Here is a 15,024-nt window from a genome sequence, read left to right on the forward strand (position 1 = left end):
CGGGCCGACGCGCTTGACCCCTTCATCGAGCACTACAACACTGAACGAATCCACTCAAGCCACGGGCTCACGCCCGCGGCCCGAGTGTCACCAACGTCATGACCCAGTACAGCTAGCGCCGCCACCTCGCCACCCCCGACGGCGTGGGTCTGCGCGCCGACGGCCGCCTCGAGCTCGCCGAGATCAAGACCACCGCGAAGCCGTGGCGCAGCATCCCGCGCAACTACCTGCGGCAGATCTGGTGGCAGCAGTACGTGCTCGGCGCCGAGCGCTCGCTCATCGTCTGGGAGCAGCACGTGGACTTCGTGCCCGTGCACGAGATCCCGAAGTGGAAGTGGATCGACCGGGACGAGGCCGAGATCGCCGCGCTGGTGGCGCGCGCGAACGACCTCATCGCGCTCATCGTGCGCATGGCGAACGCGCCGGCGGGAGCCCGCGGCCTGGCCTGAGCCGCCGACCCGGTCCTGCGCGCCCGCCATCCCCGGGTGCCCTCCCGCATTCTTCTCGCCCGGGGAACACCGCGGAAACACGCCCGACTCACGCGGCGACTTCACTGGACGAGCGGGGGCGCGATGGGATCCACCATGCCGCCGCCTTCCGGGGAGGGGTCGCACGATGAGCCAGGTCGTCCAGTCGAGAGCCGTCGTCGCCGCCGAGGCCGAGCGGGATCGGGCGGCTGCGGCGATCGCCCTCGCCCCGCACGGGGAGACCATGCGCGCCGTCGTCGTCGCGGAGACCGGCGGACCCGACGTGCTGCACCTCGCGGACGTACCGGTGCCGCACCGCCTCGACTCGGAGGTGCTGGTGAAGGTCGTCGCCGCGGGCGTGAACCCCATCGACCTGCGGCTGCGGGCGGGCGAGTCCGGCGGGCCGACCCTCGGCGCGCTCCCGGCGGTGCTCGGCCGCGACTTCAGCGGCGTCGTCGTCGAGTCGCCCTACGAGGACCACGCGCTGCATCCGGGCGACGAGGTGTTCGGCCTCGCGATGGTGCCGCGGATGCCCGGCAGCTACGCCCCCTACATCGCCGTCCCGAGCGTGAGCCTCGCCCGCAAGCCCGCGCGCCTCTCGCACGTCGAGGCGGCGGCGACGCCCGTGAGCGCCCTCACCGCGTGGGGCATGGTCGTCGACATCGGCCGGGCGCACGAGGGACAGGTCGTCCTGATCCACGCGGGAGCCGGGGGCGTCGGCCACTTCGCGGTGCAGTTCGCGCGCCACTTCGGGGCACGGGTCGTCGCGACGGGCTCGCCCCGCAACGTCGACTGGCTGGCGGAGCTCGGCGCCGACGAGGTCATCGACCGCACGCAGGTGCGCTTCGAGGACGTGCTCGAGGACGTGGACGTGGTGATCGACCTGGTCGGCAACTGCACGGACGACACCGGCACCCGCTCGCTGCAGGTCCTCCGCCGTGACGGCCTCCTGGTCAGCGCGCCGGTCCGCGGCTGGCCGACCCTCGTGCAGGACGCCGCCGCCGTGGGCGTGCGCGCCACCCACTACGAGGTCGCGCCCGACGGGCAGAAGCTCGCGGTGATCTCGCGGCTGCTGGAGTCCGGGGACATCAAGGTCTACGTCGACGAGGTCTTCGACCTGGAGGACGCCGCCGAGGCGCACCGCCACATGGAGAGCGGGCACGCACGCGGCAAGGTCGTCCTCAACGTGTCGCGGGGCTGATCCACGCCCCGCTACTCTCCGGCGGTCGCGGCCAGCGCCTGCTCCATCACATGGTCCGTCTCGACCGCATCCGACAGTCGGAACGACCGCGTCCCCACGATGCGGAACCCGCTGCGCTCGTAGAACCGGATGGCACGCGAGTTGTGCTCGTTCACGCCCAGCCAGATCCCGGCCTCGCCGTCGAGCCCCCGCTCCCCCGCGAGCTCGCGCGCGACGCGCAGCGTCTCCGCCATGAGCGGCCGCGCGACGCCGACCCCGTGCGACCCCGCCTCGACGTACACCTTGCTCAGCTCGACCTCCGGCCGCAGCCGCAGCACGCCGGCCACGTCGGCGTCGGCGGGCGGGGCGGCGACGACCATCGTGTACCCGACCATCTCCCCGCCGACCTCGGCGAGCACCACCCGGTGCGCCGGATCCGCCAGGTGCGCCCGGAAGCGCGCGGGCGAGAGCACGGTGCGGATGTGCTCCGCGATCGCCTCCGCCGTGGTCGTCGGCGGGCACGCGAGCGCGAACGTGCGGGCGGCGAGGGCGGCGACCGCGTCGGCGTCGGCGGGAACGGCCACGCGGAAGGACGGGACGGCAGGAGTGACGGCGGGATCCGGGATGCTCACCCTCGAGAGCCTAGGCAGCCGCGCGGCCCGGGAATGACGGAAGGGCCCGCCGGAGCGGGCCCTTCCTGTGCTGCATGTCGTGCGTGCGCTCGCGCGCGATGGGGCTAGATGGAGTTGACGTCCACCGGGATGCCGGGGCCGAAGGTCGTGGAGACCGTGGCCTTCTGCACGTAGCGGCCCTTCGAGGAGGACGGCTTGAGGCGGACGATCTCCTCGAGCGCGGCGCCGACGTTCTCCGAGAGCTGCTCGGGCGAGAAGCTCGCCTTGCCGACCACGAAGTGGACGTTCGCGTGCTTGTCGACGCGGAACTCGATCTTGCCGCCCTTGATGTCGGACACCGCGCGCGCGACGTCCGGGGTGACCGTGCCGGTCTTCGGGTTGGGCATGAGGCCACGCGGGCCGAGCACCTTGCCGAGACGACCGACCTTGCCCATGAGCTCGGGCGTCGAGACGGCGGAGTCGAACGACGTGTAGCCGCCCGCCACCTTCTCGATGAGCTCGTCGCCGCCGACCTCGTCGGCGCCCGCGGCGATGGCCGCCTCGGCCGCGGGGCCCGTCGCGAAGACGATGACGCGGGCGGTCTTGCCGGTACCGTGAGGAAGGATGACGGTGCCGCGGACCATCTGGTCTGCCTTGCGGGGGTCGACGCCGAGCTTGAGCGCGACCTCGACGGTGCTGTCGAACTTGCTGGAACCGGTCTCGCGCGCGAGCTCGACGGCCTCCGAGGCGGTGTACGCCTTCGTGAGGTCGATCTTCTCGGCTGCGGCCCGGTAGGCCTTTGACTTCGCCATTCGTGTCTCCTGATTCGAGAGTGCGGTTGATGTGAGCCTGGCCGGCTCTCCCGCGTGATGCTGGAGCGGATCCCGGACGGGACCGCTGAGTGGTGGAGGCTAGGCCTCGACCGTGATGCCCATGGAGCGGGCGGTGCCGGCGATGATCTTCGCCGCGGCGTCGATGTCGTTGGCGTTGAGGTCGGCCTGCTTCTGCTCGGCGATCTCGCGGACCTGGTCCATCGTGAGCTTCGCGACCTTGACCGTGTGCGGCGTGCCCGAGCCCTTGGCGACTCCGGCGGCCTTCTTGATGAGCTCTGCGGCCGGGGGCGTCTTGAGGATGAACGTGAACGTCCGGTCCTCGTAGACGGTGATCTCGACGGGGATGACGTTGCCGCGCTGCGACTCCGTCTGGGCGTTGTACGCCTTGCAGAACTCCATGATGTTGACGCCGTGCTGTCCCAGCGCCGGCCCGATGGGCGGTGCGGGGTTGGCGGCGCCGGCCTTGATCTGCAGCTTGATCAGACCCGTGACCTTCTTCTTCGGTGCCATTTCTCTTCCTTCTTCTTGATTGCTAGATCGAGCGGGCCGCGCGGCCCGACCGCCTAGAGCTTGGTGACCTGGTCGAAGCTGAGCTCGACCGGGGTCTCGCGCTCGAACAGGGAGACGAGCACCGTGAGCTTGCCGCTCTCGGGCTTGATCTCGCTGATGGAGCCGGGGAGGCCCGCGAACGAGCCCTCCTTGATCGTGATGGTCTCGCCGATCTCGAAGTCGACCTCGGCGGCGACGACGCGCTGCGCCTGGCCGCCCTTGGTGGGCTGGCCCTTGACCTGCGCCACCTCCTTGATCTCGACGAGGCTCTTCAGCATGGAGAAGGCCTCCTCGAAGCGGAGGGGCGTGGGGTTGTGGGCGTTGCCCACGAAGCCCGTGACGCCGGGGGTGTGGCGGACGACCGACCAGCTGTCCTCGTTGAGGGCCATGCGCACCAGCACGTAGCCGGGGATGCGCACGCGGTTGACCATCTTGCGCTGGCCGTTCTTGATCTCGACGACGTCCTCCATCGGGACCTCGATCTGGTAGATGTCGTCCTCCATGTTGAGCGACACCATGCGGTTCTCGATGTTGCTCTTCACGCGGCGCTCGAAGCCCGCGTAGGAGTGGATGACGTACCACTTGCCCGGCTTGGAGCGGAGCTCCTTGCGGAACTCCTCGTAGGGGTCGACCTCGGCGGCGTCCTCGGCGGACGCGTCCTCGTCGGGCACCAGGTCGGCCTCAGCCTCGGCGATGTCGTCCGCGGTGGCGGGCGTGACGTCGGCGGGCTCGAGAGCCTCCTCGGCTGCCTCCTCCTCCGCCTCGTCGTCGGTCGCTTCGACGGCGGCCTCGGCCTCGTCGGGCGAGTCGATGTCGAGCGCGTCCTCGACGATGGCGTCGGCCTCGGGGTCGTCGACGGACTCCATCGCGTCGAGCGCGGCCGTCAGGTCGGTCTCGACCGAGTCGCCCTCGACGTGCAGGGCGGTGTGCTCCGCCGCGTCCGAGCTCTCCTCGGAGGACTCGATGGAGTGGCCCTCCTGGACCGCGTCCACCTCGGAGGACTGCTCCGCCGCGGGGGCGAGGTCGACGTCGTCGCGCTTGCTCTCAGCCAATGGATCTACTTCCCTCGTTCTTCGTCGTGCGTTGCCGTTCCGTGCCGTGCTTGTGCCGCGCCGGGCCGCGCGGACGCGGGACCCGTCGGGATCCCGGCCGCCGCCGTGCCGCGCCGCGCGCAGGCACCGTGGTCAGCCCGCGATGCGCGCGCCTCCCGGACGACCCTCTCGGGCCGCCTGCGGTGCTAGGCCCCGTTGCCGAACACCACGATGGCGAGGTACCCGAACAGCTGATCGAGGAGCGAGACGATCACCATCATGACGATGACGAAGGCCAGCACCACTCCCGTGAACGTCAACAGCTCCTTGCGGGTGGGGGTGACCACCTTCTTGAGCTCCTGCACGACCTGCTTGATGAAGAGCACCAGCCGGGCGAAGGGGTTGCGTCGTGCGTCCCGCTGCTCGCGAGCCTGCGCGACGATCTCCTCGCTCGGCTCGTCGACGATCTTCCGCGCCACGCGTGGGTCCCTTCCTGCATTGCTCGGCTTTCGCCCGGAGTTCGGGCGAGCCGCGATGTCACGCGCCCGGGGACCCGTTCCATCTAGCAGGGCGGACAGGACTCGAACCTGCAACCTGCGGTTTTGGAGACCGCTGCTCTACCAATTGAGCCACCACCCTCTGCGTCGTCACCCGCCTGCCCTCAAGCACCACGACCGTGCGAGCACGGACGGAAGAAGGCGCGGAAGAGCGTGGAGGAGATACCGACGCGGACGAGTGTACCAGCATCCGCGGGCACCCGGTCGGGCCGGTCGTCCGGCCATCGCCCCACCCGCGTGGTGCCCCGCCCGCATCCCTATGCTCATGGGCATGGCCGAACCGCAGAGCACCGTCCCCCTCAGCCGCGTCTCCACCCGCATCGGATCCATCGCCGAGTCCGCGACCCTCAAGGTCGACGGCAAGGCCAAGGCCCTGCAGGCCGCCGGACGCCCCGTCATCAGCTTCGCCGCGGGCGAGCCTGACTTCCCGACGCCCGACTACGTGGTCGAGGCCGCGGTCGAGGCCGCGCGGGATCCCCGCAACCACCGCTACACCGCGGCAGCGGGACTGCCCGACCTCCGCGAGGCGATCGCCGAGAAGACGCGCGTCTCGTCCGGGCTGGATGTGGGGATCGACCGCATCATCGTCACGAACGGCGGCAAGCAGGCCGTCTACCAGGCGTTCCAGACGCTGCTCGACGACGGCGACGAGGTCCTCGTGCCGACGCCGTACTGGACCACTTACCCCGAGGCCATCCGTCTCGCGGGCGGCGTGCCCGTCGACGTCTTCGCGGGCGCCGACCAGGGCTACCTCGTGACCGTCGAGCAGCTCGAGGCCGCGTGGACCCCGCGCACCAAGGTGCTGCTCTTCGTCTCGCCGTCGAACCCCACCGGCGCCGTCCACTCGCGGGAGCAGACCCGCGAGATCGGCGAGTGGGCGGAATCGAAGGGCCTCTGGGTCATCAGCGACGAGATCTACCAGGACCTCGTCTACGACGGAGCCGAGGCCGCGAGCATCGTCGACGTCGTGCCGGCCCTGGCCGACCGCACGATCCTCGTCAACGGCGTCGCCAAGACCTACGCGATGACCGGCTGGCGCGTGGGATGGATGGTCGGCCCCGCCGACGCCATCAAGGCCGCGGGCAACCTCCAGTCGCACCTGTCCTCGAACGTCTCGAACCTGTCGCAGCGCGCGGCCATCGCCGCGCTCCGCGGTCCGCGCGACACCGTCGACCGGATGCGCGAGGCCTTCGACCGCCGTCGCCGCACGATCGTCGCCGAGCTCGACGCCATCCCCGGCTTCGTCACGCCCACCCCGCAGGGCGCCTTCTACGTCTACCCCGACGTCACGGGCCTCTTCGGCCGCGACATCGACGGCGTCACGCCGACCACCTCCCTCGAGGTCGCCGACGTGCTGCTCGAGAAGGCCGAGGTCGCCGCGGTGCCCGGCGAGGCGTTCGGCCCGAGCGGGTTCCTGCGCTTCAGCTACGCGCTCGGCGACGACGCGCTGCTCGAGGGCGTGCGCCGGATCCGCGACCTGCTGGCCTGACCCGAGGCCGGGCCCCAGCGGTCGACCCGCGGCGCGCCCGAGGTAGTGCGTTCCCGCGCGGGAAACACACCGTCCGGTGGAAGCCGCGGAGACACGTCCGACAAATCAGCCGTTCTAGCGGGTCGAGGTCTTCAGGCTGACTTCGGCATAGGCGTGAGACACACTCGCATCCAGATGGACCGCCAGAGCCGACGCTGTGATCATCCATGATCGCCGTCGGCTTTCCTGACGAGCACGATCACCTGTGCACACTGCGGTCGAAGCGGCGCCGATAGGCCTGCCTCAGAGGATGATACGGCGGGCGGGCCCGGTGGCCCGCGAATCCTGAGCCGGTGGGCTCCAGGCAAGCGTGATTCTCACGAGCAAGGTCCCGGCCTCGGCGACACGCTCCTGAGGCCCACCGCCCCCGGCCTTACCCACACGGCGCACACCCGCGTCCCACCCTGTGCAGTTCACGCGCAGCACAGGCGTGGTGCGCGATACGTTGCCGCCAACGCCAGTCATCGACAGGCGACTTATGGCGAGGACGAACGCGCACAACACCTCGCTCCACGGATCGACGTCGATCCGGCCCGCGACACCGGGAGGGCCTTCCCAGAAACGGGCACCACAGGACCACCGCATCCGTCCATGCGCCCCAGGCGAAGCATCGAAGGGTCTCCACCCCGTCCGCCCCAAGACGCCGTCCCTTCGCGAAATTGCACGTGAACGGCTACATAGGCGCGCACCTCTAGGCCCATGCCTTGCCGATCGGCGCCGGAATCAAGCCACGTCAATAGGCAACGCTTCGTCGTCGCGCCCGGGTCTCATGTCTCGCACACAACGAAGAATCAAGCTTTAGCCAATCAATTCGCGAACCAAGCGAAGAAGGTTGATTATGAAACATGTCCGCATCCTCCCATCAGTAAAATTGCCGCTAGGCGCGATTGGAGTTTCCCTGCTTCTTGTCTTGGCATCTGCACTGCCCGCCTATGCCGTCAGCGCATCCTCGTCGGCTCGCACAGCCAAATCCAGCCCGACTGCGGCTGAAGTTCAGGACTACGCGCTAAAGACCCAGACGGAACAGGATGCCTGGAAAGACCTGGCTTAGCCCGAAGCCCAGGACCTCGAGGCTGCTTACGACCGAGCCGGAATCCACAGCCAAAGCGGACTCGCTTTCTCTGTCGAGAGTGCGACAGCATGGCGGGTCGCTTCTGATCTTCGAATACTCCGCATTCCGGTCATTGCAGGCCAAGGCGTCGAGCAACAGACGAGCATCACCGCCTTCTTCGATGACGCGGGGAAGCTCCTCGACACGACTGAATTCATGTTCAAGGCCACTTCGCCGACCTCAGGGACGGTTCACGTCTGGGTCGGAGACAAGACCTTACTGAACCAACAAGTGAGCGCTCCGGAGGACCGCGTCTCTGTGCCGCTGGCTTCGCAGGGTGGGGCGATCTCGCCCATGGACTATCAGAGAGGGGATTGGTGGGGTAACTTCAATGAGTGCCTCTCTAACGCCGGCATCGCCGCGTGGGTGATCACTGGTATCAGCATCGCTTGTGCTGCTATCTGCGTAGTAACGTTCGGAGCAGGGTGCCTCGTCTGCCTCGGGGCCGCATCGGCAGGCTTCAGTGGCACGGTAACGTTCTGCATCGGCATGGCGAACCACTACAGCTGAGGAGACGTGAGTATGAATACAAGCACGAGAGCACCCAAGTCGATTGCCACCGTCGCTGTGCTGCTAGCGATCCCCGGCTTGATCATGAGCCAAATCGCGCCATTCAGCAGCTATGCCTCGATATTGTGGCTCGCCTCGGGCATATTCCTGGCAATCGCATTGATAAGCGCGATCCGCATGTTCCGCACCTCCAAGGGGAAATAATGCGGCGAGGGGCCCAACTCGCCAGGTAAGGCGGGTGGGCCTCTCTATGTGCGAGGGCGTGCACCGGATCCGCGACCTGCTGGCCTGATCCGCCGCCCGGCCCGTGCCGCCCGGCCCGCTCCTAGAGGGAGAGGCCGACGAGCACGGGCTCGGGCTGCAGGATCACGCCGTGCTCGCTCATCACGCGGCCCTGCACGTAGCGCGCGAGGGCGGCGACGTCCTCGGCGGTCGCGGTGCCGCGGTTGGTGAGGGCGAGCGTGTGCTTGGAGGAGACGGCCGCACCGGATCCCGGCAGCCGGAAGCCGCGGTGCACGCCCGAGTGCTCGATGAGCCACGCGGCGCTGAGCTTCACGGCAGCCGGCTCGCGGCGGCGACGCGCGGCCGCCTCGCGCTCGATGGCCTCGGCCACCTCCCACTGGTCGCCGAGCGGCACGACGAGGTCCCGGAGCGGATCCTCCTGCGGCCAGCGCGGGGCATCGGCCGGGAGCGTGCGGGCGAACGCGGCGCTGACGATGGGGTTCGTGAAGAAGGAGCCGGCGCTCCAGGTGTCGGGATCCGCGTCGTCGAGCACCATGCCCTTGGACGCGCGGAGGGCGAGCACGGTCTCGCGCACGCGGGCTACGGGCACGCGGTCGCCGAGCTCCACGCCGAGCGCGCCGGCGAGCTGCGGGTAGGCGACGGGCAGGCCGAGCGCGTCGGGTCCTTCCCCGCGGGTGAGCGCGAAGTCCACCGAGAGCACGACGCCCACGCGCCCGCGCTTGAGCGCGGAGGTGCGGTAGCCGAGGCCGAGGTCGGCGGCGCCCAGGCGCTCCACCTCGCCCGTCTCGTAGTCGAGGAAGTCGACGCCCTCGAGGACGTCGGCCACCTCCTGGCCGTACGCGCCGATGTTCTGCACGGGCGAGGTGCCGGTGGATCCGGGGATCCCCGAGAGCGCCTCGAGCCCGGCCAGGCCGTCAGCCACCGTGCGGGCGACGAGCGCGTCCCACGGCTCGCCGGCCTGCACGCGCACGAGGACGGTGCCGTCGGCCCGCTCCTCGCCGATCTCGACGCCGCGGGTCGCGATGCGGATGACCGTGCCGGCGACCCCCTCGTCCGAGATGAGGGAGTTGGATCCGCCGCCGAGCACCATCCAGTCCTCGCCGACGGCCCACAGGCCGAGGAGCGTGTCGACGAGCTCGTCGCGCTCGCTCACGGTCACGAGCTCCTCGGCCGGACCCCCGACGCGCAGCGTCGTGAGGTCGGCGAGCGGGGCGTCGCGGTGCGTCTCGATCGTCACGGGGCCCTACGCCAGCCGGACCTGCGCCTGCGCGCGGCCGAGGACGGTCTTCCCGTCGACGGAGACGGCGATGTCGATGCGCACGGTCCCCGCCTCGGCGTCGATCGCGCCGATCTTGGCGACGACCGTCAGGTCCTGGCCGTCGGCGGGATCCACGACCACGGGCCGCGTGAACCGCACGCCGTAGGAGACGACGCGCGACGGATCGCCCGCCCAGTCCGCCACGGGCTGCACGGCCTGGCCCATCGTGAGCATGCCGTGGGCGAGCACGCCCGGCAGCCCGACCGACGCGGCCACGTCGTCGCGGTAGTGGATGGGGTTGAAGTCGCCCGACGCGCCCGCGTAGCGGACGAGGGAGTCGCGCGTGAGGTGCACGGAGCGCTCGGCCACGACGTCGCCCACCGCGAGGTCGGCGATGTCCGGCACTGCCACGGCGCTCACGCGTCGTCCCCGCGGACCACGAGGGTGGAGACGGCCGTGACGACGTGCGCGCCGGATGCGTCGACCATGGCGGACTCGGCGGTCACCATCGCGTTGCCGCCGAGCGTGGCGACCTTGGTGACGGTGAGCGTGGCGGTCAGCTCGTCGCCCGCGACCACGGGCCGCGAGTAGGTGAAGGCCTGCTCGCCGTGGACGACGCGGCTGAAGTCGATGCCGGCGTCGGGCTCGGCCAGAAGCTGCGCGAGCGTCGCCTCCTGCACCACGACGGGGAACGTGCTCGGCGCGACCACATCGGCGTGGCCGGCGGCGCGCGCCGCCTCGGGGTCGAGGTGGACGGGGTGGGTGGCGCCGACGGCGCGGGCGAACTCGCGCACCTTCTCGCGTCCCACCAGGTACGGGGCGGCGGCGGGGAGCACGCGACCCTGGAGCTCTGGATTCACTGGCACCGGACGATCCTACGCGGCGGGTGCGCGAGCGCCCCGGCGCGGGGCCTTCCCCGGGTACGCGAGAGCCCCGGCCCCCACTTCTCGTGGGGACCGGGGCCCTCGTCGCGATTCCGCTGCTGCGGCGTCAGCTGCCTACTGGCAGGAGTCGCACTGCAGGAGCTCCATGGGGTCGACGGGGATCGCGTAGCCGCCGACGGTGTCGTTGTTGTCGTAGTCCATGGGTGCCTCCCGTTGTGTCTGGTCGGGAACCGCCGGTGCGGTTCCTCAGGTCTCGTGGCTCTCGCCCCGATGGCCTCCGGATCCGCGTCTTCGCGAGGATCCGGGTTGCTCGGCCACCCGGTGGGGCGGTGAGGTTCTCCACTATATAACCCGAACTACAGACCTGTCATTCCACTACATCTAGTGGTTCGGCGTGTCGCGGCGCCTTCCGCGTCGTCATGCGGATCCGGGCCGACGGAGCGGATCCGGCGCCCATGCCGACCCGGCGTGTCGCCCCCCGGAGGGCCCGCGACGGCCCGCGAGGACGGGCCCGGGGATGCGCGAGGGCCGCCGCGAACGCGTCGCGGCGGCCCTCGTGCGCACGGTGCGCGGAGTGCGGATCAGGCGCCGCCCTCGCGCGCCTCCTTCTCCTCCTCGGACTCGCTGGCGGTGTAGTCGCCGCCGGCGGGTGCCTCGCGGCGCTCCTCGTCGTGCGCGTCGGGGACGGGGTTGCCCTGGGTCTTGTAGAGCACGTCGTCGTGCTCGGCGCCCGAGGCGTGGTCGGGGTGGTCGGGGGATTCGTGGTGGGTCATGCCCGGAGGCTACGCCGTGGGTGCTGGCGCCGGAAGGGCAGCGGCCACGGGAGGACACGCGGCCGGCGGGCGCACCAGAGCCGGGCAGAGACCCCGCGTCAGGGCGGCGGCCCCGCACGAGGGCAGAGGAAAGGCCCCGGAACCTGGCGAGAGGTGTCCGGGGCCTATCGAGGAGGACGGATCCGAATGAGGATCCGCGCTTCCGTAGCGGGAGCGGGACTTGAACCCGCGACACCACGATTATGAGCCGTGTGCTCTAACCACCTGAGCTACCCCGCCATGACCCTCGCGGTCGGCCGCGGCCGCCTGAGGGATCGAGCCCCCAGTGAGGATTGAACTCACTACCTCTTCCTTACCAAGGAAGTGCTCTACCAATGAGCTATGGGGGCGTGCCCGGGCGCGTCGGAGACGCGCTGGAACCATACGACGATAGCAGGTCCGGGACCGCCCACGAGACGCGTGACGGCCCCGGACCGGGGCACGGCCGGCCGGCCTCCCGCGGATCAGACCGCGGAGAGGTCCCGGATCTCGTCGGCCGTCAGCTCGAGGTCGACGGAGGCGAGGAGGTCGGGCAGCTGCGTGAGGTCGCGCGCGCTCGCGATCGGCGCGGTGACCGACGGCTGGGCCCGGAGCCACGCGAGCGAGACCGTGGTGACGGAGACGCCGTGCGCATCGGCGACCCGGTCCAGCACCTCGAGCAGGGCGCGGCCGTGGTCGTCGTAGTACTTGGAGGCCGCGCCCGCGCGCGGGCTGTCGACGTCCGCGCCGCGGTACTTGCCCGTGAGGAAGCCGCTCGCGAGGCTCGAGTAAGGGGCGGACGCGATGCCCTCGCGGATCAGCAGGTCGACGAGCTCACCCTCGTAGTCGTCCCGGGCGACGAGGTTGTAGCGGTTCTGGAGGACCTCGAAGCGGGCGATGCCCTCGCGGGCAGAGACGTCGAGCGCGGCCTGCAGGCGCTCGGCCGTGAAGTTGGACGCGCCGATCGCGCGGACCTTGCCCTCGGCGACGAGCTCGGCGAGCGCCGTGACGGTCTCCTCGATCGGGGTGTCCTGGTCGTCGACGTGCGCGTAGTAGAGGTCGATCGCGTCGACGCCGAGCCGACGAAGGCTGGCCTCGACGCCGCGGCGGACGCTGTCGCGCGACGTGCCCTTCGCGGCCTCGTGCGCGCCGACCTTGGTGGCGATGACGAGGTCGTCGGGGCGACCGCGCGAGGCGAGCCAGCGGCCGATGATCTCCTCGGACTCGCCGCCGGAGTTGCCGGGCTTCCACGCGGAGTACACGTCGGCTGTGTCGATGAAGTTGCCGCCGGCGGCGGTGTACGCGTCGAGGAGCTGGAACGAGGTGGCCTCGTCGGCGGTCCAGCCGAAGACGTTGCCGCCGAAGGACAGGGGCAGCACCTCCAGTCCGCTGGATCCGAGGGGCACGCGTGCGGGGTCCGTCATTGCTGATCTCCTTCGTCCGGTGATGGGGGCGGCGGCCGCCCCCTCCTCCAGCGCGCACCGGGGCCCGGCTATTCCGCCCATGGCCGCATCCAGCGTCCCGCGCCGTGGCCGCCCGTGCGCTCGGCGGGAGCGCGCGGGGGCCGTCGCCTAGGCTCGATGCATGACTCCGCCCTCCCCCACAGCCCCCTCCCCGGCTGCCCGGGACGACATCTCGACCCACCCCGACAGCACCCCGCAGCACGGCACCGGATCCGAGTGGTGGCGCACCGCCGTCATCTACCAGATCTACCCGCGCTCGTTCGCCGACTCCGACGGCGACGGCATCGGCGACCTCCCCGGGATCACCGAGCGGCTCCCCGCGCTCCGCGAGCTCGGCGTCGACGCCGTCTGGCTCTCCCCCTTCTACCTCTCCCCGCAGAACGACGCGGGCTACGACGTCGCCGACTACTGCGACGTGGATCCGCTGTTCGGCACCCTCGACGACTTCGACCGGCTGCAGCGCCGCGCGCACGAGCTGGGCCTCCGGGTCATCGTCGACATCGTCCCGAACCACACCTCCTCCGCGCACCGCTGGTTCCAGGAGGCGATCGCCACGCCCGTCGGCAGCGAGGAGCGCGCCCGCTACATGCTCCGCGACGGGAAGGGCGCAGACGGCGAGCTGCCCCCGAACAACTGGGAGTCGATCTTCGGCGGCCCCGCGTGGACCCGCCTCACCGAGCCCGACGGCACGCCCGGCCAGTGGTACCTGCACCTGTTCGACTCGTCGCAGCCCGACCTCGACTGGACGAACCCGTGGGTGCGCGAGCGCTTCCGCGAGATCCTCCGATTCTGGCTCGACCGGGGCGTCGACGGCTTCCGCGTGGACGTCGCGCACGGCATGGTCAAGGCGCCCGGCCTCCCCGACTACACGCCGCCCGAGGGCCAGGGCAGCATGGGCGGCGCCGGCGGCGTGGACGACCAGCCCGCTCCCCCGCCGCCGTACTTCGCGCAGGAGGGCGTGCACGAGATCTACCGTGAGTGGCGCGAGATCTTCGACTCCTACGAAGGCGACCGCGCGATGGTCGCCGAGGCGTGGGTCGAGCCGCTCGCGAAGCTCGCCGACTGGGTGCGCCCCGATGAGATGCACCAGGCCTTCAACTTCAGCTACCTCGAGACGCCGTGGGACGCCGCCGCGCTCCGCCGGACGATCGACGCGTCGCTCGCGACGTTCTCCTCCGTGGGCGCGCCGAGCACGTGGGTGCTCTCCAACCACGACGTGGTGCGACACGCCAGCCGGCTCGCGCTCTCGGGCGAGAACCCGCAGGGCGTGGGCATCGGGCCGGAGTCGACCGTGACCGTCGACGAGGAGCTGGGCCTCCGCCGCGCCCGCGCCGCGAGCGCGCTCATGCTGGCGCTCCCCGGCAGCGCCTACATCTACCAGGGCGAGGAGCTCGGGCTGCCCGAGGACACCCGGCTGCCGGACTCCGCGCGCCAGGATCCGACGTTCCACCGCACCGCGGGCGAGCGCTACGGGCGCGACGGCTGCCGGGTGCCGATCCCGTGGGAGGCCGGGAAGCCGTCGTACGGCTTCAGCGACGGCGACGCCAGCTGGCTGCCGCAGCCCGACGACTGGGACCGCTTCGCGCGCGACACCGAGCAGGCGGATCCCGCGTCCACCCTCTCCCTCTACACGGAGGCGCTGCTGCTGCGTCGCGAGCACGGCCTCGCGCTGGGCGCGCTGGAGTGGATCGCGGCGGAGGGCGACGACGTGATCGCGTTCGAGAGCGCGGGCGTCACCGTGATCGCGAACCTCGGCGAGTCCGCCGTTCCGCTGCCCGAGGGCCGCGTGCTGCTCGCGAGCCGGCCGCTCGACGGCGACGCCGTGCCGTCGGACACGACCGTGTGGCTGATCCGCGAGTAGCCCCGTCCCGGACGCCACGACGCCCCCTCGCCTTGGCGGATTCTCGTGGTCGTCGCAACACCTGATGATTTAGATGGTTGTCAGTAGAGCACGCATTCGCTCGGCTGGGGTGTCCCAGTCGAGCGTTTTGCGTGGTCGGCCGTTGAG

At 70.7% G+C, this 15,024-nt stretch carries 14 protein-coding genes, 3 tRNA genes and 2 pseudogenes; 6 read left to right on the forward strand and 13 right to left on the reverse strand.

The window, feature by feature from the left end; translation table 11 throughout:
• The 3 genes and pseudogenes from HDR73_RS12185 to HDR73_RS12195 form a co-directional block, all read left to right on the forward strand.
• Positions 1 to 102: pseudogene (locus tag HDR73_RS12185) on the forward strand (IS481 family transposase); the annotation flags it as partial.
• A gap of 14 nt (positions 103 to 116) precedes the next feature.
• Positions 117 to 449 (forward strand): annotated as a pseudogene (locus HDR73_RS12190) (YqaJ viral recombinase family protein); the annotation flags it as partial.
• A 262-nt stretch (positions 450 to 711) separates the two neighbouring features.
• Entirely contained in the window at positions 712 to 1,668 is a 957-nt protein-coding gene (locus tag HDR73_RS12195; RefSeq protein WP_012299881.1) for an NADP-dependent oxidoreductase, read from the forward strand.
• Positions 1,669 to 1,679: 11 nt separating this feature from the next.
• On the opposite strand, the gene HDR73_RS12200 is transcribed toward HDR73_RS12195, so the two are convergent.
• From HDR73_RS12200 to HDR73_RS12225, 6 genes are all read right to left on the reverse strand, one after another.
• On the reverse strand, positions 1,680 to 2,279 hold the full coding sequence (locus HDR73_RS12200; protein ID WP_106408653.1) for a GNAT family N-acetyltransferase: 600 nt from the start codon (positions 2,277 to 2,279) through the stop codon (positions 1,680 to 1,682).
• A gap of 104 nt (positions 2,280 to 2,383) precedes the next feature.
• Positions 2,384 to 3,070, reverse strand: a complete 687-nt coding sequence (gene rplA, locus HDR73_RS12205; RefSeq protein ID WP_012299879.1) for a 50S ribosomal protein L1 — start codon at positions 3,068 to 3,070, stop codon at positions 2,384 to 2,386.
• Between the two features lie 99 nt (positions 3,071 to 3,169).
• Positions 3,170 to 3,601 carry a 50S ribosomal protein L11 gene (gene rplK, locus HDR73_RS12210; protein ID WP_012299878.1) on the reverse strand — a complete coding sequence of 144 codons (432 nt, stop codon included), beginning with the start codon at positions 3,599 to 3,601 and terminating at the stop codon, positions 3,170 to 3,172.
• A 53-nt stretch (positions 3,602 to 3,654) separates the two neighbouring features.
• On the reverse strand, positions 3,655 to 4,692 hold the full coding sequence (gene nusG / locus HDR73_RS12215) for a transcription termination/antitermination protein NusG (protein WP_012299877.1): 1,038 nt from the start codon (positions 4,690 to 4,692) through the stop codon (positions 3,655 to 3,657).
• A 185-nt stretch (positions 4,693 to 4,877) separates the two neighbouring features.
• On the reverse strand, positions 4,878 to 5,150 hold the full coding sequence (gene secE, locus HDR73_RS12220) for a preprotein translocase subunit SecE (protein ID WP_012039478.1): 273 nt from the start codon (positions 5,148 to 5,150) through the stop codon (positions 4,878 to 4,880).
• An 87-nt stretch (positions 5,151 to 5,237) separates the two neighbouring features.
• Positions 5,238 to 5,310: transfer RNA gene (locus HDR73_RS12225), tRNA-Trp, on the reverse strand.
• Between the two features lie 189 nt (positions 5,311 to 5,499).
• Here HDR73_RS12225 and HDR73_RS12230 point away from each other — a divergent pair.
• The gene (locus tag HDR73_RS12230) at positions 5,500 to 6,717 is read left to right on the forward strand and encodes a pyridoxal phosphate-dependent aminotransferase (RefSeq protein WP_012299876.1); all 1,218 of its coding nucleotides are present in this window, start codon (positions 5,500 to 5,502) and stop codon (positions 6,715 to 6,717) included.
• Between the two features lie 1,306 nt (positions 6,718 to 8,023).
• Positions 8,024 to 8,377: a hypothetical protein gene (locus HDR73_RS12235; RefSeq protein WP_133064104.1), complete on the forward strand. Its 354-nt coding sequence runs from the start codon at positions 8,024 to 8,026 to the stop codon at positions 8,375 to 8,377.
• 325 nt (positions 8,378 to 8,702) lie between these two features.
• Here the strand turns inward: HDR73_RS12235 and HDR73_RS12240 are convergent, their stop codons facing one another.
• The 7 genes from HDR73_RS12240 to HDR73_RS12270 form a co-directional block, all read right to left on the reverse strand.
• Complete coding sequence (locus HDR73_RS12240; protein WP_012299875.1) at positions 8,703 to 9,857, reverse strand: UDP-N-acetylmuramate dehydrogenase; 1,155 nt, start codon at positions 9,855 to 9,857, stop codon at positions 8,703 to 8,705.
• 6 nt (positions 9,858 to 9,863) lie between these two features.
• Entirely contained in the window at positions 9,864 to 10,298 is a 435-nt protein-coding gene (locus HDR73_RS12245; RefSeq protein ID WP_086935921.1) for a MaoC family dehydratase, read from the reverse strand.
• The gene (locus tag HDR73_RS12250) at positions 10,295 to 10,744 is read right to left on the reverse strand and encodes an FAS1-like dehydratase domain-containing protein (protein ID WP_041464698.1); all 450 of its coding nucleotides are present in this window, start codon (positions 10,742 to 10,744) and stop codon (positions 10,295 to 10,297) included. The genes HDR73_RS12245 and HDR73_RS12250 overlap by 4 nt, the downstream gene beginning before the upstream one ends.
• A 599-nt stretch (positions 10,745 to 11,343) precedes the next feature.
• Positions 11,344 to 11,535, reverse strand: a complete 192-nt coding sequence (locus HDR73_RS12255) for a hypothetical protein (protein ID WP_012299872.1) — start codon at positions 11,533 to 11,535, stop codon at positions 11,344 to 11,346.
• A gap of 205 nt (positions 11,536 to 11,740) precedes the next feature.
• Positions 11,741 to 11,814, reverse strand: a tRNA-Met gene (locus tag HDR73_RS12260).
• 38 nt (positions 11,815 to 11,852) lie between these two features.
• Positions 11,853 to 11,924: transfer RNA gene (locus tag HDR73_RS12265), tRNA-Thr, on the reverse strand.
• A gap of 114 nt (positions 11,925 to 12,038) precedes the next feature.
• Positions 12,039 to 12,977, reverse strand: coding sequence for an aldo/keto reductase (locus HDR73_RS12270; RefSeq protein ID WP_012299871.1), 939 nt, complete (start codon positions 12,975 to 12,977; stop codon positions 12,039 to 12,041).
• A gap of 160 nt (positions 12,978 to 13,137) precedes the next feature.
• Here HDR73_RS12270 and HDR73_RS12275 point away from each other — a divergent pair, with 160 nt between their 5' ends.
• Positions 13,138 to 14,877 carry a glycoside hydrolase family 13 protein gene (locus tag HDR73_RS12275; RefSeq protein WP_012299870.1) on the forward strand — a complete coding sequence of 580 codons (1,740 nt, stop codon included), beginning with the start codon at positions 13,138 to 13,140 and terminating at the stop codon, positions 14,875 to 14,877.
• Positions 14,878 to 15,024: the final 147 nt, after the last annotated feature.

The organism is Clavibacter sp. (assembly GCF_014802555.1).
Taxonomy (GTDB): Bacteria; Actinomycetota; Actinomycetes; order Actinomycetales; family Microbacteriaceae; genus Clavibacter; species Clavibacter sepedonicus.

What these genes read in the sequence shown, in the direction of transcription:
- rplK (WP_012299878.1), bottom strand. Translation starts at nt 3,601, where the DNA reads ATGGCACCGAAGAAGAAGGTCACGGGTCTGATCAAGCTGCAGATCAAG.
- HDR73_RS12230 (WP_012299876.1), top strand. Translation starts at nt 5,500, where the DNA reads ATGGCCGAACCGCAGAGCACCGTCCCCCTCAGCCGCGTCTCCACCCGC.
- HDR73_RS12255 (WP_012299872.1), bottom strand. Translation starts at nt 11,535, where the DNA reads ATGACCCACCACGAATCCCCCGACCACCCCGACCACGCCTCGGGCGCC.
- rplA (WP_012299879.1), bottom strand. Translation starts at nt 3,070, where the DNA reads ATGGCGAAGTCAAAGGCCTACCGGGCCGCAGCCGAGAAGATCGACCTC.
- HDR73_RS12195 (WP_012299881.1), top strand. Translation starts at nt 712, where the DNA reads ATGCGCGCCGTCGTCGTCGCGGAGACCGGCGGACCCGACGTGCTGCAC.
- HDR73_RS12275 (WP_012299870.1), top strand. Translation starts at nt 13,138, where the DNA reads ATGACTCCGCCCTCCCCCACAGCCCCCTCCCCGGCTGCCCGGGACGAC.
- HDR73_RS12270 (WP_012299871.1), bottom strand. Translation starts at nt 12,977, where the DNA reads ATGACGGACCCCGCACGCGTGCCCCTCGGATCCAGCGGACTGGAGGTG.
- HDR73_RS12235 (WP_133064104.1), top strand. Translation starts at nt 8,024, where the DNA reads ATGTTCAAGGCCACTTCGCCGACCTCAGGGACGGTTCACGTCTGGGTC.